Annotated in this window: 19 protein-coding genes and 1 other RNA gene; 15 read left to right on the top strand and 5 right to left on the bottom strand. The window is 71.1% G+C overall.

Translation table 11 applies throughout. The features are described from left to right. Nucleotides 1–145: 145 nt before the first annotated feature. The 3 genes from STRTU_RS22095 to STRTU_RS22105 all read left to right on the top strand — a co-directional run bounded on the left by STRTU_RS22095 (nucleotide 146) and on the right by STRTU_RS22105 (nucleotide 3,908). Complete coding sequence (locus STRTU_RS22095) at nucleotides 146–1,417, top strand: serine/threonine-protein kinase (protein WP_159745448.1); 1,272 nt, start codon at nucleotides 146–148, stop codon at nucleotides 1,415–1,417. 146 nt (nucleotides 1,418–1,563) lie between these two features. Further along, complete coding sequence (prfB, locus tag STRTU_RS22100; protein ID WP_088797903.1) at nucleotides 1,564–2,670, top strand: peptide chain release factor 2; 1,107 nt, start codon at nucleotides 1,564–1,566, stop codon at nucleotides 2,668–2,670. Between the two features lie 320 nt (nucleotides 2,671–2,990). Continuing rightward, the gene (locus STRTU_RS22105; protein WP_159745450.1) at nucleotides 2,991–3,908 is read left to right on the top strand and encodes a hypothetical protein; all 918 of its coding nucleotides are present in this window, start codon (nucleotides 2,991–2,993) and stop codon (nucleotides 3,906–3,908) included. A gap of 99 nt (nucleotides 3,909–4,007) precedes the next feature. Here STRTU_RS22105 and STRTU_RS22110 read toward each other — a convergent pair whose 3' ends face one another. Then, nucleotides 4,008–4,202, bottom strand: a complete 195-nt coding sequence (locus tag STRTU_RS22110; protein ID WP_159745452.1) for a hypothetical protein — start codon at nucleotides 4,200–4,202, stop codon at nucleotides 4,008–4,010. A 249-nt stretch (nucleotides 4,203–4,451) separates the two neighbouring features. On the opposite strand from STRTU_RS22110, the gene ftsE reads away from it, so the two are divergent. The 5 genes from ftsE (at nucleotide 4,452) to ssrA (ending at nucleotide 8,381) form a co-directional block, all read left to right on the top strand. Continuing rightward, complete coding sequence (gene ftsE / locus STRTU_RS22115; protein ID WP_018091242.1) at nucleotides 4,452–5,141, top strand: cell division ATP-binding protein FtsE; 690 nt, start codon at nucleotides 4,452–4,454, stop codon at nucleotides 5,139–5,141. Between the two features lie 32 nt (nucleotides 5,142–5,173). Beyond that, the gene (ftsX, locus tag STRTU_RS22120) at nucleotides 5,174–6,085 is read left to right on the top strand and encodes a permease-like cell division protein FtsX (RefSeq protein ID WP_159745454.1); all 912 of its coding nucleotides are present in this window, start codon (nucleotides 5,174–5,176) and stop codon (nucleotides 6,083–6,085) included. A 68-nt stretch (nucleotides 6,086–6,153) separates the two neighbouring features. Next, on the top strand, nucleotides 6,154–7,371 hold the full coding sequence (locus STRTU_RS22125) for a S41 family peptidase (protein ID WP_159745456.1): 1,218 nt from the start codon (nucleotides 6,154–6,156) through the stop codon (nucleotides 7,369–7,371). 18 nt (nucleotides 7,372–7,389) lie between these two features. Next, a complete protein-coding gene (smpB, locus tag STRTU_RS22130) occupies nucleotides 7,390–7,887 on the top strand; it encodes an SsrA-binding protein SmpB (RefSeq protein ID WP_159745458.1) in 498 nt (165 codons plus the stop codon). A gap of 124 nt (nucleotides 7,888–8,011) precedes the next feature. Next, nucleotides 8,012–8,381: a transfer-messenger RNA gene (ssrA, locus tag STRTU_RS22135) on the top strand. Between the two features lie 95 nt (nucleotides 8,382–8,476). Here ssrA and STRTU_RS22140 read toward each other — a convergent pair. After that, nucleotides 8,477–9,790, bottom strand: a complete 1,314-nt coding sequence (locus STRTU_RS22140; protein WP_159745460.1) for an MFS transporter — start codon at nucleotides 9,788–9,790, stop codon at nucleotides 8,477–8,479. A 123-nt stretch (nucleotides 9,791–9,913) separates the two neighbouring features. Here STRTU_RS22140 and STRTU_RS22145 point away from each other — a divergent pair, with 123 nt between their 5' ends. Both STRTU_RS22145 and STRTU_RS22150 read left to right on the top strand, forming a co-directional pair. Then, nucleotides 9,914–10,888, top strand: coding sequence for a LysR family transcriptional regulator (locus tag STRTU_RS22145; protein WP_159745462.1), 975 nt, complete (start codon nucleotides 9,914–9,916; stop codon nucleotides 10,886–10,888). A gap of 117 nt (nucleotides 10,889–11,005) precedes the next feature. After that, nucleotides 11,006–11,548 carry a DUF4232 domain-containing protein gene (locus STRTU_RS22150; RefSeq protein WP_159745464.1) on the top strand — a complete coding sequence of 181 codons (543 nt, stop codon included), beginning with the start codon at nucleotides 11,006–11,008 and terminating at the stop codon, nucleotides 11,546–11,548. A 6-nt stretch (nucleotides 11,549–11,554) separates the two neighbouring features. Here STRTU_RS22150 and STRTU_RS22155 read toward each other — a convergent pair whose 3' ends face one another. Both STRTU_RS22155 and STRTU_RS22160 read right to left on the bottom strand, forming a co-directional pair. Beyond that, nucleotides 11,555–11,875 carry a DUF397 domain-containing protein gene (locus STRTU_RS22155; RefSeq protein ID WP_159745466.1) on the bottom strand — a complete coding sequence of 107 codons (321 nt, stop codon included), beginning with the start codon at nucleotides 11,873–11,875 and terminating at the stop codon, nucleotides 11,555–11,557. Then, nucleotides 11,872–12,699, bottom strand: a complete 828-nt coding sequence (locus tag STRTU_RS22160) for a DUF5753 domain-containing protein (RefSeq protein ID WP_246241026.1) — start codon at nucleotides 12,697–12,699, stop codon at nucleotides 11,872–11,874. The genes STRTU_RS22155 and STRTU_RS22160 overlap by 4 nt, the downstream gene beginning before the upstream one ends. 269 nt (nucleotides 12,700–12,968) lie before the next feature. Here STRTU_RS22160 and STRTU_RS22165 point away from each other — a divergent pair, with 269 nt between their 5' ends. Next, nucleotides 12,969–14,381 carry a nitrate/nitrite transporter gene (locus STRTU_RS22165; protein WP_159745468.1) on the top strand — a complete coding sequence of 471 codons (1,413 nt, stop codon included), beginning with the start codon at nucleotides 12,969–12,971 and terminating at the stop codon, nucleotides 14,379–14,381. Nucleotides 14,382–14,586: 205 nt separating this feature from the next. After that, on the top strand, nucleotides 14,587–15,798 hold the full coding sequence (locus STRTU_RS22170) for a uroporphyrinogen-III synthase (RefSeq protein ID WP_159745470.1): 1,212 nt from the start codon (nucleotides 14,587–14,589) through the stop codon (nucleotides 15,796–15,798). 108 nt (nucleotides 15,799–15,906) lie between these two features. Here STRTU_RS22170 and STRTU_RS22175 read toward each other — a convergent pair whose 3' ends face one another. Continuing rightward, on the bottom strand, nucleotides 15,907–16,683 hold the full coding sequence (locus STRTU_RS22175; protein ID WP_159745472.1) for a class I SAM-dependent methyltransferase: 777 nt from the start codon (nucleotides 16,681–16,683) through the stop codon (nucleotides 15,907–15,909). A 310-nt stretch (nucleotides 16,684–16,993) separates the two neighbouring features. Between STRTU_RS22175 and STRTU_RS22180 the strand changes: the two genes are divergently transcribed. The 3 genes from STRTU_RS22180 to STRTU_RS22190 all read left to right on the top strand — a co-directional run bounded on the left by STRTU_RS22180 (nucleotide 16,994) and on the right by STRTU_RS22190 (nucleotide 19,054). Beyond that, nucleotides 16,994–17,671 carry a CGNR zinc finger domain-containing protein gene (locus tag STRTU_RS22180; RefSeq protein ID WP_159745474.1) on the top strand — a complete coding sequence of 226 codons (678 nt, stop codon included), beginning with the start codon at nucleotides 16,994–16,996 and terminating at the stop codon, nucleotides 17,669–17,671. A 100-nt stretch (nucleotides 17,672–17,771) separates the two neighbouring features. Further along, the gene (locus STRTU_RS22185) at nucleotides 17,772–18,311 is read left to right on the top strand and encodes a sigma-70 family RNA polymerase sigma factor (protein ID WP_107070693.1); all 540 of its coding nucleotides are present in this window, start codon (nucleotides 17,772–17,774) and stop codon (nucleotides 18,309–18,311) included. Continuing rightward, nucleotides 18,308–19,054 (top strand): anti-sigma factor family protein, encoded by a 747-nt coding sequence (locus STRTU_RS22190; protein ID WP_159745476.1) that lies wholly within the window; start codon nucleotides 18,308–18,310, stop codon nucleotides 19,052–19,054. The genes STRTU_RS22185 and STRTU_RS22190 overlap by 4 nt, the downstream gene beginning before the upstream one ends. Nucleotides 19,055–19,194: the final 140 nt, after the last annotated feature.

Below are 19,194 nucleotides of genomic sequence, written 5' to 3' on the forward strand. Positions count from 1 at the left end.
ATTTGTCGACTTCCGGCGGACAATTTCGCTCACAGAAGTGAAGGTTGCCACCGTCCGGGGCATTGAACCCCCTGGCACCCGCGTAGCTTTGACGCCAACCTCAGCCCCCGCAGGACGCTCGGGGGCCCGACACGTCGGAGCAGTCTTGGCACGGAAGATCGGCAGCCGGTACACCGCCCACCAGATCCTGGGGCGCGGCAGTGCCGGCACGGTATGGCTGGGCGAAGGTCCTGAAGGGGCCGTGGCCATCAAGCTGTTGCGTGAGGAACTCGCCTCCGATCAGGAGCTCGTCGGCCGCTTCGTCCAGGAGCGGGCGGCCCTGCTGGGCCTGGACCATCCCCATGTCGTCGGCGTCCGCGATCTCGTCGTCGACGGCAACGACCTGGCGCTGGTCATGGAGCTCGTACGGGGCACGGATCTGCGCACCCGTCTGGAGCGTGAACGCCGGCTGGCCCCGGAGGCCGCCGTCGCGATCGCCGCCGACGTGGCCGACGGACTGGCCGCCGCGCACGCCGCCCGGATCGTGCACCGCGACGTCAAGCCCGAGAACGTGCTGCTGGACATGCAGGGCCCGCTCGGCCCCGGTGGCGCGCACCCCGCGCTGCTCACCGACTTCGGCATCGCCCGCCTCGTCGACTCCCCGCGCCGCACCCGGGCGACGAAGGTCATCGGCACCCCGGACTACCTGGCCCCGGAGATCATCGAGGGGCTGCCGCCGCGCGCCTCCGTGGACGTCTATGCGCTGGCGACCGTCCTGTACGAGCTGCTCGCCGGGTTCACGCCCTTCGGGGGCGGGCACCCCGGGGCGGTGCTGCGCCGCCATGTGACCGAGAGCGTGGCGCCGCTGCCCGGCATCCCCGACGAACTGTGGCAGCTGCTGCTCCAGTGCCTGGCCAAGGCCCCGGCCTCCCGGCTGCGCGCCCCGGAACTCGCCGCCCGGCTGCGGGAGCTGCTGCCCGCTCTGGCGGGCATGCCGCCGCTGGACATCGACGAGCCGGACGACGACGAGCCGGAGGACGAGCAGGACGGCGCCGCGGAGTCCCGCGAGGAGGCGCACCACCCGTCGCCGGCACCGGCCGAGGCCACCCCGCCGCGCGGCGCGGTCCCGTTGGTGCAGGGCGCGGTCCCGGACTCCAGCCGGGAGACGCACACCAGCATGCGCGTCCCGGGCCCGGAGGAGCTGGCGGGCGGCGCACACGGCACGGCCCGGACCCCGCGCGCCGCCGGTGAGCGCCGGGCGGGCTCGGCGCGGCACCGTGCGTCGCAGGAGGCGGTGCGCCGCCGCCGGATCAAGCTGGGCGCGGCCGCCGCCGCGGCGCTCGTGGCGGCGGGCCTGGGCGGCTGGCTGGCCTCCGGCGACGAGGAGCCGGACGGCGCCACACCCGGCGTCCACCAGTCGGAACCCGACACCCCGTGACGCTCTCCGGGTGCGCGGCGGCCCCGGCGGCGGCCGGGCCGGTGACCGGCGTACGGGCCGTCGCGCGGCCGGAGAGCGCGGATCCCGGCGGGTCCGGCCCGCCGGGGCCGGGTCACGCTGACGGTGGCAGCCGTTAGGCTGGGTGCGTGGCAGTCGTCGATGTATCCGAAGAGCTGAAGTCCCTCTCCTCGACCATGGGGTCGATCGAGGCCGTCCTGGACCTCGACAAGATGAGGGCCGATGTCGCCGTGCTTGAGGAGCAGGCCGCGGCGCCGTCCCTGTGGGACGACCCGGAGAACGCACAGAAGATCACCAGTCGGCTGTCCTACCTCCAGGGTCAGCTGCGCAAGGCCGAGGACCTGCGCGGCCGGGTCGACGACGTCGAGGTGCTCTTCGAGCTCGCCGAGGCCGAGGGCGACGAGGACGCCAGGGCGGAGGCCGAGGCCGAGCTGACCGCCGTCCGCAAGGCGGTCGACGAGCTGGAGGTCCGCACGCTGCTCTCCGGCGAGTACGACTCCCGTGAGGCGGTCGTCAACATCCGCGCCGAGGCCGGTGGCGTGGATGCCGCCGACTTCGCCGAGAAGCTCCAGCGGATGTATCTGCGCTGGGCCGAGCGGCACGGCTACAAGACCGAGCTCTACGAGACCTCGTACGCGGAAGAGGCCGGCATCAAGTCGACCACCTTCGCCGTCCAGGTGCCGTACGCCTACGGCACGCTCTCCGTGGAGCAGGGCACGCACCGCCTGGTGCGCATCTCGCCGTTCGACAACCAGGGCCGCCGCCAGACGTCGTTCGCCGGTGTCGAGGTGCTGCCCGTCGTCGAGCAGACCGACCACATCGAGATCGACGAGTCCGAGCTGCGGGTCGACGTCTACCGTTCGTCCGGCCCCGGCGGCCAGGGCGTCAACACCACCGACTCCGCGGTCCGGCTGACGCACATCCCCACCGGCATCGTCGTCTCCTGCCAGAACGAGCGCTCGCAGATCCAGAACAAGGCGACCGCGATGAACGTCCTCCAGGCCAAGCTCCTTGAGCGCCGCCGCCAGGAGGAGCAGGCCAAGATGGACGCGCTCAAGGGCGACGGCGGCAATTCCTGGGGCAACCAGATGCGTTCGTACGTCCTGCACCCGTACCAGATGGTCAAGGATCTGCGGACCGAGTTCGAGGTCGGCAACCCCAGCGCCGTTCTTGACGGCGATATCGACGGCTTCCTGGAGGCCGGTATCCGCTGGCGTAAGCAGCAGGAGAAGTAGCGGCCTCGCCCGTCTGAAGGTCAAGCAACTGTCTCCCCTGGGGAGGCAGTTGTTTTTGCTGTGGGGGTTTGGTCACAGTCGTATGTCCATGTACCGCCCAACGCTTGGTAATTCGGGCATCCGGCCTTTAATCGACCTTGACGATAGTCACCGAACTGGGAAGGCTGAGCGCGGCATGCGTATGTCCGGGGCGCGTGCGGAAACGGGGAATTGAGCGGCCTGTCCGCTGTGCGGAGCTGCGGCTTGCGTACCCCGGCATCGGTCGTCGCCCCGTACAGCGGTGCTCCAATGACGAGTTCAGCTACTGGGGGTAGCAGTACATGACGAAGAAGACGCGGCTGCGCGTAGCGCGCATTGCGGCCGGCGCGGTGATCGCGGCCGGTGCGTCGCTCACCGCGGCCGGCGCGGCTTCCGCGGCCAGCCCGGGTGAGACCCCGGGCCAGGACGGCGGGATCATCGGCGGCATCATCGGCGGGATCATCGGCGGCGGCGACTCGGGCGGCGAGACCACCGGTGCCACCGACGGCGGCGAGACCGCGGGCCAGGTCGGCGGCGACGACAGCTCCGGCGGCGAGATCGGCGGCGAGGACAGCTCCGGCGGCGAGATCGGCGGTGGCACGACTGACGGCGGCACGACTGACGGCGGCACCACTGACGGTGGCACCACTGACGGTGGCACGACCGACGGCGGTACGACCGATGGCGGCACCACTGACGGTGGCACGACCGACGGCGGTACGACCGATGGCGGCACCACTGACGGTGGCACCACCGACGGCGGCACCACCGATGGCGGCACCACTGACGGTGGCACCACCGACGGCGGTACGACCGACGGCGGCACCGGCAACTCCGGCGGCACCGGCACCACCGGTGACCAGAACTCCGGCGGCACCGGTAACTCCGGCGGCACCAGCGACGGCGGTGACCAGAACTCCGGCGGCACCGGTAACTCCGGCGGCACCAGCGACGGCGGCTCCATCGGTGACACCGACGGCACCGGCCCGGACAACGAGGGCTCCAAGCCGGTCGAGCAGCCGGGCCAGGGCAAGGAGCAGATCGCTGACACCCCCGGCCAGGCCAAGCAGCAGGCCAAGGGCGGCGAGCTGGCGGAGACCGGTTCTTCCGGCACCACCGTCCTGCTCATCGGTGCGGCCACGATGATCGCGGGCGGTGTGGGCTTCCGTATGCTGCCCCGCCTGATCAACAAGAACGGCGGCGGTGCCGCGGCGGCCTGAGGCCGAGCGGTGAAGCGGTGAGGGGCCCGGGACGCGCACGCGTCCCGGGCCCCTCGGCGTCCAGGCTCCGGCAGCCGCCGAGGCAGCCTTTCCGGGGTTTCACACGGTCTGGTGGAGGAGTATTCCCACCGCGATCAGCGCGATCATCAGCGCCACCAGCACGGCGGGGCTGAGCTGGGCGAACATACCGCCCGCTTGCTGCTGAAGCCGTTCTCTGCTGGCCCGGCACACGGGACAGCGGCCCTCGTTGACAGGGGCCGCGCAGTTGGCGCACACCAGTCGGTCGTACGTCATGCGACCTCCTTCTCCACTGCACCAACGCACCGGAAGGCACATTGGTTCCCTCCTCCACTGTGCCAGCTCGTCGCCGGAACGGCGCGCCCCGCGAGATTGTGCGCCTTTTGTCCCGTAGGTGCCGTGAATAAACGCACCAACCGCCGACGGCGACTGCGCCGTCCTGCGAGGTTCGCGTATGGTCACGCACACCGACGGGAGCCGCAACTCGGCAACCGTGCCCCTATCCAGGTCGACCGTGGTGCATCAGTGATCCGATTCGACAACGTCTCCAAGACCTACCCGAAGCAGAACCGCCCCGCACTCAGGGATGTCTCCCTTGAGATCGAGCGCGGCGAGTTCGTCTTCCTGGTGGGCTCCTCGGGCTCCGGCAAGTCCACCTTCCTGCGGCTGCTGCTGCGGGAGGAGCGGGCCAGCCATGGCCACGTGCACGTTCTGGGCAAGGACCTCGGCAAGCTCTCCAACTGGAAGGTTCCGCAGATGCGGCGCCAGGTGGGCACGGTCTTCCAGGACTTCCGGCTGCTCCCCAACAAGACCGTGGGGGAGAACGTCGCCTTCGCCCTGGAGGTCATCGGCAAGCCCCGGGGCCAGATCCGCAAGACGGTTCCCGAGGTCCTCGAACTCGTCGGCCTCGGCGGCAAAGAGGACCGTATGCCGGGTGAACTCTCCGGTGGTGAGCAGCAGCGTGTCGCCATCGCGCGGGCGTTCGTCAACCGCCCGATGCTGCTCATCGCTGACGAGCCCACCGGCAACCTCGACCCGCAGACCTCGGTCGGCATCATGAAGCTGCTGGACCGGATCAACCGGACCGGTACGACGGTGGTCATGGCCACCCACGACCAGCAGATCGTCGACCAGATGCGCAAGCGGGTCATGGAACTTGAGAAGGGCCGGCTCGTACGCGACCAGTCGCGCGGCGTGTACGGCTACCAGCACTAAGCGTGTACGGCCCCCAGTACTGAAAGGACGCCATGCGCGCCCAGTTCGTCCTGTCGGAGATCGGCGTCGGTCTCCGCCGAAACCTCACGATGACCTTCGCCGTCATCGTCTCCGTAGCCCTTTCGCTCGGTCTGTTCGGCGCCTCGCTGCTGATGCGCGACCAGGTCAGCACCATGAAGGGCTACTGGTACGACAAGGTCAACGTCTCCATCTTCTTCTGCAGCAAGAACGACGCCGAGACCGGTGCCAACTGCGCCAAGGGCGCGGCCACCCAGCAGCAGAAAAATGACATCAAGGCCGAGCTCGACCGGCTGCCGATCGTGCAGAAGACGACCTACGAGTCCAGCGATCAGGCGTATAAGCACTACAAGGAGCAGTTCGGGGACACCCCCGTCGCCGGGCTGGTGACGCCCGACCAGCTTCCGGAGTCCTACCGCGTCAAGCTCAAGGACCCCACGAAGTTCACGGTGATCAAGTCGGCGTTCTCCGAGCGGCCCGGCGTCATGGAGGTGCAGGACCAACGGGACACCGTTGAGCCGCTGTTCAACCTCCTGAACGGCATGAATATCGCCGCGCTGGTCGTGATGGGGCTGATGCTGGTCGTTGCGCTGATGCTGATCGTCAACACCGTGCGGGTGTCGGCGTTCAGCAGGCGGCGGGAGACCGGGATCATGCGGCTGGTGGGAGCGTCCAGCTACTACATCCAGATGCCGTTCATCCTGGAGGCGGCCATCGCGGGCCTGCTCGGCGCCGCCTTCGCCTGTGTGCTGATCGTGGGCGGCAAGTACGTCCTCATCAACAACTGGCTGGCGAAGAAGATCCAGGTGATCAACTTCATCGGCTGGGACTCGGTGGTGGCGGTCCTTCCGCTGGTCCTCCTGATCGGGCTGCTGATGCCCGCGCTCGCCGCGTTCTTCGCGCTGCGCAAGTACCTCAAGGTGTGAGCTTTGCCAAGGGGCGCCGTACGGTCAACTCGCCGTACGGCGCCCTTTTGTCCCCTAGACTCACCGGCATGCCGGGCCCGTGTTCGTACGACCGGCCCCGCCGCATTCGCCGCGGGGCGGCCCTGACGTTGTTCCTCGCGGGCGTGCTCGCCACCGGCACGGTGACCGGCACCTGGAGCGATGCGGCGGAGGGCGCCGCCGGGCGCACCGCCCCGGACCGTACGTCCTCCGGAGCGCACACCCGGGAGTCCGCCCTCGCGGACCGCGCCGCCGTCGAGCGGGCCGCTTCCGAAGCCGTCGAGGACGGCAAGTCCGGTGCCCAGGCCGCCGCCGAGGTCGTCAGCCGCAGCGGAGACCGCTGGTCGGCGATCTACACACCGGGCGAGTACGAGGACTTCCAGGAGCAGTTGGGCGGCGGATACGTCGGCGTCGGGCTCTGGGTGCGGCCGGCGGCCGGTGGCCGGATCACGGTGTCCCGGGTCCAGCCCGGCAGCCCCGCCGCACGGGCCGGTATCGCGTTGGGCGACCGGCTGCGCGCCGTCGACGGCCACCGCACCCGGGGCGTCCCGGTCACCGAGGTCGTCGCCCGGCTGCGCGGCGCCGCCACCGACGGCTCCCGTGGTGCCGCCGCGGCCGGCAGCCCGGTGACCCTGGACCTCCAGCGCGGCGACCGCCGCTGGAGCGAGACCCTGCACCGCACCCGGCTCAGATCCCGCAATGTCGTGGTCGACCGGCCGTCCGGTGCGCACGGCCCGACCCGCGTCAAGATCGGCGCGTTCACCAAGGGCACCGGCGACGAGGTCCGCCGCGCGGTGCGCCGGGCCTCGGCGCATGACGGCATGCTGTTGGACCTGCGGGGCAACACCGGCGGCCTGGTCACCGAGGCCGTCGCCACCGCCTCCGCCTTCCTGGACGGCGGCCTGGTCGCGACCTACGACGTCCGCGGCAGCCAGCGCGCCCTGTATGCGCAGCGCGGCGGGAATACGCACCTTCCGCTGGTCGTCCTCGTCGACGGGGGCACGATGAGCGCCGCCGAGCTGCTGGCCGGTGCCCTCCAGGACCGTGGCCGGGCCGTCCTCGTCGGTTCGCCCACCTTCGGCAAGGGGGCGGTGCAGATGCCCAGCGAGCTCCCGGACGGGTCGGTCGCGGAGCTGACCGTCGGCCACTACCGCACCCCGTCCGGCCGGACCGTCGACGACTCCGGCCTCACTCCCGACCTGGCCGCGGGTGACGGAGCCGAAAAACGGGCCCGCACGGTATTGAGTGGCCTCGGGGGCGGGTCTTAGTGCGAAAATGGCCGCACTATGGCTAAGGACAAGAGCAAGGACAAGAACCCCGGGCGCAAGCTCGTGGCGCAGCACAAGAAGGCGCGGCACGACTACCACATTCTGGACACCTATGAGTGTGGCCTGGTGCTGACCGGCACCGAGGTGAAGTCGCTGCGGCAGGGCCGGGCGTCGCTGGTGGACGGTTTCGTCCAGATCGACGACAACGAGGCCTGGCTGCACAACGTACATATTCCGGAATACGCCCAGGGCACCTGGACGAATCACAGTGCGCGGCGCAAGCGGAAGCTGCTGATGCACCGCGTCGAGATCGACAAGCTGGAGTCCAAGAGCCAGGAGACGGGCTACACGATCGTGCCGCTGGCGCTCTATTTCAAGGACGGCCGGGCCAAGGTCGAGATCGCGCTGGCCAAGGGCAAGAAGGAGTACGACAAGCGGCAGACGCTCCGCGAGCAGCAGGACCGCCGCGAGACGGACCGGGCGATCTCCGCCGCCCGGCGCCGCCAGCGGGCCTGATCTGCCCTGACGGGCCCGGCCCGGTCAGGTCCGCCGGGAATACGCTGGCAACGGCGGGCGTTGTTCCCGTAGGATGGCTGTGCACCCCACGAGGGGCGCAGGCACCACCTTGATAAATCAACATGGGGATGATCGGTTTCGACAGCGGATGTCGAAGCAGGGGAAGCGAGTCGAGGAAGCGGCAATGATCTCGTTAACCATATGTCGCAACCAATATTCGCCAATTCCAAGCGCGAATCCTTCGCCCTCGCTGCCTAAGTAGCGACTTGCGAAGTGTCAGCCCGGGGCTGTTCCCGACCCGGATCCTGGCATCAGCTAGGGAACTAAACTTCTAGACCCGGTCACGGGGTTTAGAAGGAAATCAAACAGTGACTGGGCCCGTCGGAGACTTGTTCGCGTGATCTCCGGGGCCGAGAAAATCGCAGCGAACTGCACTCGGAGAAGCCCTGATTCCGCACCGTTGGACGCGGGTTCGATTCCCGCCATCTCCACCAAACGGAGAGCCGGGGGACCAGTCCCCCGGACCCCGTCATCCCATGTGAGGCCCAGGCCCCGTACGTCCGAGAGGATGTGCGGGGCCTGAGTCGTTTCACAGGGCGGGGACTCGGCGGCCCGGCCGCGCGCGGTGCGTGAGCAGGGTGACGGTCAGCGCGAGGGCGGCCGCGGCGGCGGGCACCGCGTAGGCCGTGCCCGCACCGGCCAGGTGGTCGACCGCCCAGCCGCCGCCCGCCGAACCGGCCGCGATACCGCTGAGCAGGGCGGTCACGGCGAGTGTCATGCCCTCGTTGAGCTGTCCGGGCGGTGTCCGTGACTGGATCAGGTCCATGCCGGTGACCATGGTCGGGGCGGTGGCCATACCGGCCAGGAGGAGGGCGGCGGCCAGCACCGCCGGGCTGTCCGTCGTGGCGGCGAGCGGCGGGAGCAGCATCAGGGCCGCCATCGCCGCGGTGCAGCGGAGGAAGCGGCGGCCGGGGCGGTCCCGGCCCGGCCGCAGTGCGCCGTAGAGCAGACCGGCCGCGCCGGACCCGGCCGCCTGGAGGGCGAGCAGGACGCCACCGGCGGAGCGGATGCCGTGGGCGTCCGCGTAGGCGAGGGTGACCACCTCCAGGGAGCCGAAGATCGCGCCGGTGCAGAGGAAGGTGCCCAGGAGGGGCGGGAGGCCGGGGAGGCGCAGAGGGGAGCGGGTGGGGGAGTGGCTGGCGGTGTGGGTGGTGACCGGGGGTTCGGTGCGGCGCTGGGAGGCGAAGAGCAGTACGCCGGTCAGGAGGAGGGCAGCGCCTGCCGCGGTGCCCGCCTCCGGGAAGAGGGTGGTGCACAGCAGGGTGGCGAGCAGTGGTCCGAGCAGGAAGCACAGCTCGTCGGCGGCCTGTTCGAAGGAGTTGGCGGTGTGGCGGGCGGCCGGATCGCCGCGGAAGAGGTGGGCCCAGCGGGCGCGGGACATGCCGCCCGTATTGGGGGTGGTCGCGGTGGCGGCGTAGGAGGCGAAGAGGGTCCAGTCCGGGGCGCCGTAGTGGACGCAGAGGAGGAGGGAGAGCGAGCCGAGGGTGGCGAGCGCGGTGGCGGGGACGGCGATACGGGACTGCCCGTGGCGGTCGATCAGCCGGGCGGTCCAGGGCCCGGCCAGCGCCGTCGCCGCCAGCCCGGTCGCGGTGACCGCCCCGGCCAGAGCGTACGAGCCGCGCGATCCGGCGATCATCAGGACCGCGCTGATGCTGAGCATCCCCATAGGCAGCCGGGCCAGCAGGTTGGCGGCCGTGAAGGCGCGGGTGCCCGGGACGGCGAAGATCCGCCGGTAGGGCGCGAGCGGGCGGAAGCGTGCGAGCGGGTGGAAGCGTGCGCGGCGGCGCGGGGCCGGGCGTACGGGAGGGGCCGTCACTGGCCGGGCGGCGAGGAAGAGGATCATGTCTTCTACGGTCGTCGCCGCTGCCGGGGCCCGTCCAACACCTGGTCAGCGCCCATTTACGCGGCTGTGTTGTCAATCCGGTGCGGGCGCGAGCGGCGCCACCGGTGCTGCCAGGATGGCCCGATGCCGTACGACACCGATCCGCGACTGCTGCGCGCGTTCTGCGCCGTCGCCGAGGAGCTGCACTTCACCCGGGCCGCCGCCCGGCTGTACGTCGCCCAGCAGGCGCTGAGCCGCGATATCCGGCGGCTGGAGCGGGAGTTGGGCGCCGCGCTGTTCGTACGGAGTACCCGCCGGGTCACGCTGACGGCCGACGGGGAGCGGCTGCTGCCGTACGCGCGGCGGGTGCTGGCCGCGCAGGACGAGCTGGCCGCCGCGTTCCGGGCCGCGCCGGAGCGGCCGCTGCTGGTCGATGTGAGCGTCCCGATCGGGACCGCCCACGGGGTGCTGGAGGCGGCCAGGGAGCGGGTGCCGGACAGCTGTGAGCTGGTCGCCCGCTTCCACAGCGGGCTGACGGGCGCGGCGGCCGAGATGGCGGCCGGGCGGCTCGATGTCTCCTTCGGCCGGATCGCGGCGCTGCCGCCCGCCGTACGGGACGGTCTCGACCATCAGCCGGTGCGGCTGGAGCCGATGGCGGTCCTGCTGCGTGACGATCATCCGCTGGCCGCCCGCCCCACCGTCCCGTTGGCGGACCTGGCGGGCGAGACGCTCTATACGGCGGCCGGCAATCCGCAGACCGTGGAGTGGACCGACCTGGCCGAGCGGCTGTTCGCCGGGCGTGGGATCGTGGCGGCCGAGCCGTTCCCGGAGATCGAGGGCTCGCAGGAGTTCGTGCGGGTGGTGCGCAAGCGGGGGTGGTCGGTGCTGGCGAGCGTGGAGTTCATGGCGGTGCCGGGGATGGTGCTGCGGCCGCTGGTGGACCCCGTACCGCTCTCGCCGGTGTCTTTGGTGTGGCGGCGCGGACTGCGGCATCCGGGACTGGACGCGCTGCGGGCGGCCGCGCGGGAACTGGCCGAGCGGCACGCCTGGTTGGCGCTGCCCGGGAATGCATGGTGGCTCCCGGAGGCGGACACACGAGTGATGGGCGTGGACGGGTGAGAGGCCCGGCGCCGCGTGGCTCATCGCAGAAAGTGATCACTCGGAGGCAACCAGGAAGCCGTGAAATGTTTCCTTACCGGCAGGGAATCGTCTGTGCAACGAACTGGGGGAGCGGCCGTGCGACGGCGTTCACTTCTCGCGGCGGGTGCCGCCGCGCTGACCTTGACCGTGACGGCCGGCCTGGCCCTGACCGGCTGTGGCTCGCCGCGGATGGCGGCGCTGCACGCCAACTGCACGACCAAGGGCCTGCGGTGGAAGGTCACGGTCCTCAAGAAGCAGCCGCGCGCCAAGCACCGCGAGGCCCGGCTGTCCGTCGTCAACAAGGGCGCGGACCCGTGTGTGTTCCGCGGCTTCCCGGCCTTCGAGGTCCATCTGGGCAAGGGGCCGCAGTCCGACGCCCGGGGGCACGGCCGGGCCCTGCCGATAGACCTGCCGCGCGGCGGCCGGGTCACGGCCGGTCTGCGCTACCGGGACTGCCCCGAGGGCTGGCAAATGAACGAGCCCGTGGCCGTCACGAATGACACCGCCGTGGTGTCCGCACCGCACGACTACCCGGGCCGCCAGGCGGTCGTGGCCCGGGACGAGAAGGGCAAGCGGCTCCGGATGAACATCTGCACGGACACCATCTGGATGGGCCCGCCGCGCGAAGCCGCCGAGTAGCCCTGACTAGCGGGCCGTTGCCCCGTCGGAGGCGCGTACGGCGAACGAGGTGAACGCCGCCCAGGCCCCCGGCGCGAAGTCGAGGTGCGGGCCCTCGGGGTCCTTGGAGTCGCGGACGTGGATGGTGGCGGGGTGGGCGGCTACCTCTACGCAGTTGCCGCCTTCATCGCTGCTGTGGCTCGACTTGTGCCAGTCGTAGGCGACTTCCAGACAGTTGCCGCCTTCGTCGCCGCTGTAGGTGGACTTGCGCCAGTCGTAGGCCACTTCTAGGCAGGCGCCGCCCTCGTCGCCGCTGTGGCTCGACTTAAACCATGTCAGGTGGGTCATCGCTCTCCTAGCAGCTGGTCCAGCAGGCCCATGCTTTCCTCTGCGTCCAGGGCCTGCATTCGCAGCATTCCATACTTCTGAGCGAGGATGCTGACCTCGTCCGGGTCCGAAATCAGCACGCTGCTGCGTTGTGCCTCGGTGTAGGCCAGGTGTTCGTGATCGAGGGTTTCCAGCACTACGAACGGTCCGGCGAGTCCGGCGTGATGTTCGCGGCTCAGCGGCAGGATCTGCAGTGAGACCCCGTCGAGTTCTGCACAGGTGCGCAGGTGGGAAATCTGCTCCCGCATGACCTCCCGGCCCCCGAGTTTGCTCACCACGACGGCCTCGGAAAAGACGAAGCTGGCGATGACGGGATCGGACTTGTGCAGGAGTTGCTGGCGTTCCAGCCGTGCCGTAACCCGCCGCTCCACGGTCTCCTCGTCGACATGCGGAATCTTGCTGCGGAACGTGGCGCGCGCGTAGCGCTCGGTCTGGAGCAGGCCCGGGAGTACTCCCTGCTCGTAACAAGAGAGCGAAATGGCCTGCTTCTCATACTCGATGAACTCCTCGGCCCAGATCGAATACTTCTCCTTCGGTGGCAGCTTCGTCACCCCCATCGCCAACGCCCCGCCCGTGCTCAGGAGTTGATCGAACTCCATTGCCAGGTGTGGCATCAGGGCGCGCCTGCCCTGCTCGACGGAGGCGATGGTCTCTTCGGAGGCGGTGGTCTGTTCGCTGAGGCTGTGCTGGGTGTATCCGGCTTTGAGGCGGTACATCGCGAGTTGTGCGCCGATGACTTCCATTGCTGCGGAGTGCCGCTTCTTGGGCTTCTTTGGCTGCTGCATGGCCTTCCACTCCCCCTGACCGGGCATCAGTGACCGTGTGTGGACCCGTACTCACCAGGAGTACGGGTTGCTGGCGCGGGAGCATAGTTACGCAGCGCGACCGTCGGCGGGTGAATGCGCAGATCGCCCCCGCACGGGCGGCCGCGTCGCCTCACCCGCCCTCGCCGCACCGGGTGAGCGCAAGGTTTCGTACGCGTCACCGGGCGGCACGGCTTGGTAACCCGCCCTCCCTAGCGTCGGTGTGCAGGATCCGACCCCTGGGAGGCGCGATGACGGCCGCGGCAGCAGAGACCCGTAGTGAGAGCCCTGAGCGGAGGGGCGGACGGTGGATCGAGCGCTGGGATCCGGAGGACGAGGGGTTCTGGCGGGAGACGGGGGAGCGGATCGCGCGGCGGAATCTGGTGTTCTCCGTGCTCTCCGAGCACATCGGGTTCTCGGTCTGGAGCCTGTGGTCGGTGATGGTGCTGTTCATGGGGCCGGAGTACGGGATCGCGCCGGCCGAGAAGTTCTTCCTGGTGGCGGTGCCGACGCTGGTGGGCGGGGTGCTGCGGGTGCCGTACACCTTCGCGGTGGCGCGGTTCGGCGGGCGGAACTGGACGGTGATCAGTGCGGCGATGCTGCTGGTGCCGACGGTGGGGGCGGCGGTGGTGCTGGAGCCGGGGACCTCGTATACGACGTTCCTGCTGGTCGCGGCGCTGGCGGGGGTCGGGGGCGGGAACTTCGCCTCGTCGATGACCAACATCAACTCCTTCTATCCGCTGCGGAAGAAGGGCTGGGCGCTGGGGATGAACGCCGGGGGCGGGAACATCGGGGTGCCGGTGATTCAGCTGCTGGGGCTGCTGGTGATCGGGACCGCGGGGGCCGCGCATCCGCGGATCGTGCTGGCCGTTTATGTGCCGCTGATCGTGGTCGCGGCAGTGTGTGCGGCGCTGTTCATGGACAACCTGGCGCCGGTGACGCATGACACCGGGGCGGCGCGTGATGCCGCCCGGGAGCCGCACACCTGGGTGATGTCGCTGCTGTACCTCGGCACCTTCGGGTCGTTCATCGGCTACAGCTTCGCGTTCGGTCTGGTGCTGCAGAACCAGTTCGCGCGAACGCCGCTCCAGGCGGCGTCGCTGACCTTCATCGGGCCGCTGCTGGGGTCGCTGATCCGGCCGGTCGGCGGGCGGCTGGCGGACCGTTTCGGGGGCGCCCGGATCACCCTGGGCAACTTCGCGGCGATGGGGCTGGCCACCGGGGTGGTCATCTACGCGTCGGCGGTGCGGTCGCTGCCGGTGTTCCTGGTGGGGTTCATCGCGCTGTTCGTGCTGTCGGGGCTCGGCAACGGCTCCACGTACAAGATGATTCCGGGGATTTTCCAGGCCCAGGCGGTGCGGCGCGGGCTGGCGGGGGAGGAGGCCGCGGCCTACGGGCGGCGGCTGTCCGGGGCGGCGATGGGGCTGATCGGGGCGGTGGGCGCGCTCGGCGGGCTGGTCATCAACCTCGCGTTCCGGCAGTCGTTCCTGGTGGCGGGGTCGGGGACGCCGGCGTTCGTGTCGTTCCTCGGCTGCTATGTGGTGTGCGGGGCGGTGACCTGGGCCGTATACCTGCGGCCTGCGGGCCGGGCGCGGCGTACGGCGCGGGCGGTGGAGGCGGCTCCGGCGGAGGAGGGGCGGCGGCCGGTGTACGCGGAGGTGTGAGGCGCCGCCCGCCCGTCTGCGGGTGCACCGCGTCGGCCCGTCATACGGGACGGGCGTGCGGAGCGTCGTAACTCCGGGGAAATATGGGAGGACCGGGGCTGTCACGTGCCGTTGGCACGCTGGCTCCCTGGCACTCCGTGCCGCCCGAGCCGCGGCGGAACGGAAGCACGAGGCAGCACACCACTCTGGGCGGAGCGGGACGACCATGTACGAGCAGCAGCAGGAGCACGGCGGTGAGCGGGAGCCGACGGCACCGGAATTGGGGGCGGGGGCCGGTGCGGGTCCGGCCGTCCGTCCGCTGGACGGGTTCACCGTCGGGGTGACCGCGGCCCGGCGGGCGGAGGAGCTGGGCGCGCTGCTGGAACGCCGGGGCGCGCAGGTGCTGCATGCGCCCGCGCTGCGGATCGTGCCGCTGCCCGATGACACCGAGCTGCTCGCGGTGACCCGGGATCTGATCGAGCACGTACCGGACATCGTCATCGCCACTACGGCGATCGGCTTCCGCGGCTGGATCGAGGCCGCGGAGGGCTGGGGTCTGGGCGAGTCGCTGCTGGACCGGCTGACCGGGGTGGAGCTGCTGGCGCGCGGGCCCAAGGTGCGGGGCGCCATCCGGGCCGCCGGGCTGACCGAGAAGTGGTCACCGGCCTCCGAGTCGATGGCCGAGGTGCTGGACCGGCTGCTGGCCGAGGGCGTCGCCGGGCGGCGGGTGGCCCTCCAGCTGCACGGGGAGCCGCTGCCGGGGTTCGTGGAGGCGCTGCGGGCGGGCGGTGCGGAGGTCGTCGGCGTCCCCGTCTACCGCTGGATGCCGCCGGAGGACATCGGGCCGGTCGACCGGCTGCTGGACGCGGTGACCGGGCGCGGGCTGGACGCGGTGACCTTCACCAGCGCGCCGGCCGCCGCGTCGCTGCTGCGCCGGGCCGGGGAGCGCGGCATCCGGGAGGAGGTGCTGGCGGCGCTGCGGGGGGAGGTGCTGCCGGTGTGCGTGGGGCCGGTGACGGCGGTGCCGCTGCAAGCGGAGGATGTGCCCACGCTGCAGCCGGAGCGCTTCCGGCTCGGGCCGCTGGTGCAGCTGCTGTGCCGGGAACTCCCGGGCCGGGTGCGGCCGTTGCCGGTGGCCGGGCGGCGGCTGGAGATCCGTGGGCACGCGGTGGTGCTGGACGGGGAGCTGCGGCCGGTGCCGCCGGCCGGGATGGCGCTGCTGCGCGCGCTGGCGCGCCGTCCCGGCTGGGTGGTCTCCCGTGCGGACCTGCTGCGGGCGCTGCCCGGCGCGGGCCGCGACGAGCATGCGGTGGAGACCGCGATGGCCCGGCTGCGCGTGGCGCTGGGCGCGCCCAAGCTGATCCAGACGGTGGTCAAGCGGGGGTACCGGCTGTCGTTGGATCCGCGGGCGGAGACGGACAAGTACGGCGGGGAGTAGGGGCGGGCCCGGCGGCCGGACCGGGGGCTGGCCCGGCGGCCGGACCGGAGGCTGGCCCGGCGGCCGGACCGGAGGCCGGGGCTCCGCCGTTCCGGAGCCGCTCCGCCCCTACGCCGGGTTGTTCACCCGGATCTTCGACTGACCGTGCGGCCGCTTCTCCCAGTCGTCCATGAAGCGCGCCTCCAGGCCGTGCTTGCGGGCCAGCTGGAGCAGGGTCTCGGTCCGGTAGTAGAAGTCCTCGCGCAGCACCTGGTGTTCGGCGCCCTCGGTGCGGTCGAAGGTGAAGTCGAAGAAGCCGCCGGGGGCCAGGATCCGGCCGACATGGGCGAGGCACTCGTCGATGACGTCGAGCGGTGAGTGCGAGAAGACGCTGTGTGCGTGGACGACGTCGAAGTGGGCGGACGGCAGGAACTCCAGCTTCAGGTCCTGCGTGATCGTCAAGTGCGGCAGTTTGTCCTGGAGTTCGTAGGTCGTCAGGGTCTGCTTGGCGGAGATCAGGATGTCCGGCGAGATGTCGATGCCGTAGTAGTTGCCGGTGTCCAGGTAGGCGATGAAGCGCCAGCCGGCGCGCAGATTGCCGCAGCCGATGTCCAGCATCCGGTGGCCGGGCGCCAGGCCGTGCTCGGCCAGGTAGTTGAACTGCATCTCGCCCAGCGCCAGCCAGCGTTCATGGCTGCGGCTGCCGACCGCGGCCTCCGGGTTGCGGGCGGCGTCGGAGGCCATCACCGCCCGGTAGTACGCCACGTGGCCGGGGTGCTTGAGGCGCAGCCAGGCGTCGCGGGTGCTGCGCTTGACGTACGGGGTGATCCGGCCCGGGTGGCGGAGCGCGTAGCCGACCTTGTGCGTGAGGCCGGAGCGGTTGATGAGCAGGGACTTGCGCGACATGGAGACCTTCGTCCTGGAGGGGCGTTCGTCCCGGAGGGGGCGTTCGTCCTGGTGGGGCTGGGGTGCGGTGCCGAGGTGCGGGGGCGGGGCCGGTGGAACCGGACCCGCCCCTCAGCATGCGGCGGACCGGCGAGGGGGGCCTGCGGAGCGCCGCGCAGCGGACTATACAGGAGATGTATACGTCGAGTGTCTACGCGTGGTGTCTACGGGGCCGGGGGCCTGGAGTGGCCGCCTCCGGAGGGTTCCGGCGGGCCCGTGGGCGGGGCACTCTGGGAGCACACACGTTTGGGCCTAAGGAAGTGACAGGCACATGGCGACGCCTTGCGGGCTGCGGTTCGACTGCGGGCGGATCTGCCTGGACCTGGCGGCCACCACGGACGGCGCCGCCGCCGAACGCCTCACCGGCCCGGACCAGTTGCGGGCCTGGCTGACCGGCACGGGCCTGGTCCCGTACGGCACCCCGCTGGACGGTGTCGACGGCCGCTGGCTCGGCGGCTTCCGCGCGCTGCGGGAACTGCTGCTCCGGGTGGTGCACGACGAGCTGCGGGGCCGGGCGGCCGAGGCCGATCTGGCGCTGCTCAACTCCGCGGCCGCCGCCGGGCAGCCGCCCGCCCCCCGCGCCGTACGCGCCGCCGACGGCACCCTGGCCCGCGCCCTGCCCGGCCCGCCCGAGTGCGCCGGACTGCTGGCAGCCGTGGCCAGGGACGCGATCGGGCTGCTCACGGACGCGTCGGCCCGTGCGCAGCTGCGGCAGTGCGAGGGCGAGAGCTGCACCCTGGTCTACCTGGACACCTCGCGGGGCCGCCGCCGTCGTTGGTGCTCCAGCGAAGTGTGCGGCAACCGGGAGCGGGTGGCGCGGCACCGGAGGCGGACGATGGGGCTCCGGGAGCGGTCCGGGGGCACCGCGGCGGGGCCCGCCCCGGCCGCTGGTCCCGCCCCCGCCGCGGCTCCCGTCACCGCCGCGGAAAAGTTTTCCGCCGGCCGCTGAACACCCCGCCCGGCCCGTCCGTACTCCTCACCGCAAGTCCGATTCATGGCAGGGTCCCCGTCGATCTTGGGCGATCTGGGCTATCGACCCGGGAGTTGGAGTGCGTAAGGATGCCGTCGTGGCAGACAGGACGACACCTGAAGAGGAGCTCATGCGAGCCCTCTATGACGATCACGCGGGCCCGCTTCTCGCCTTCGTCCTGCGGCTGGTGGCGGGCGACCGGCATCGTGCCGAGGACGTGGTGCAGGAGACGCTGGTGCGCGCCTGGCGCAACGCCGACCAGCTCCAGCGGGCGACCGGCTCGATCCGGCCCTGGCTGGTGACGGTCGCCCGGCGGATCGTGATCGACGGGCACCGCAGCCGGAAGGCCCGTCCCCAAGAGGTCGACGCGACCCCGCTGGAGACCATGCCCGCCGCCGATGTGATCGACCGCGCACTGCGCCTGATGACGATCTCCGAGGCGCTGAGCGACCTGAGCCAGGCCCACCGAGAGGCCCTCGTGGAGACGTACTTCAAGGAGCGTACGGTCAACGAGGCAGCGGAGGTGCTGCGCGTGCCGGCCGGAACCGTGCGGTCCCGGGTGTTCTACGCGCTGCGCTCCCTGAAGCTCTCGCTTGAGGAACGAGGAGTGACGGAGTGATCCCGCCCACGCAGCCGGACCGGCACAGCGACGTCGGCGCCTATGTGCTGGGCGTCCTGGACGCCGCCGACGCGGACCGGTTCGAGGCGCATCTTGTCGGCTGTGAACGGTGCGCGGCCGAGCTGGAGGAGCTGATGGCGCTGACGCCGGTGCTCGCCGAGTTCCAGCAGTCCGCCCCCACCCCCGAGACGATCACGGCCGTCCCCGGGCGCCGGGTGCTGGACGGGCTGCTCGGCGAGGTCGGTGCCACCCGCCGCAGGCGCGGCCGCCGTCGGCTGTTCCTGGTCGCCGCGGCCGTCGTACTGATCGTCGGCGGGCCGCTCGCCACCTTCGCCCTCAAGGGCGACGGGGACGGCGGCAAGGCGCCGGCGCCGCCGCTGGCGAACGCCGTCCGGGCCCAGTACGCCGCGGGCGAGAAGGTCACCTCCGTCGACCCCGACACCAAGGTCTCGGCGGGCGTCTCGATGGCCGCCCGGCCCTGGGGCACCCAGGTCGTCCTGGAACTCGCCAACGTCAAGGGGCCGCTGAGCTGCGACCTGGTCGCCGTCGGCAAGGACGGCAAGCGGCAGACCCTCACCACCTGGGCGGTCCCCAAGGGCGGCTACGGCATCCCGGACAGCCCCGCGAAGTGGAACCGCGAGCCCCTCTACGCGATGGGCGGAGCGGCCCTCAACCGCGGCGACATCGACCACTTCGAGGTCAACACACTGGACGGCAAGCGGCTGGCCACGGTCAAGGCGTGAGAATTCGGGGCCCGGACCGGCCACACCCGCCCGTCCGGGCACACCCGACGTAGCAGCCCGAGTCAACATTCGTTCAAAGACGCCCGCCTTTGTCCCTTTCACCAGGTGCGCACGGTGCCTGCTTCGCGTACGGTTGACGG

Origin of the sequence: Streptomyces tubercidicus (assembly GCF_027497495.1) — a bacterium.
Lineage (GTDB): Bacteria > Actinomycetota > Actinomycetes > Streptomycetales > Streptomycetaceae > Streptomyces > Streptomyces tubercidicus.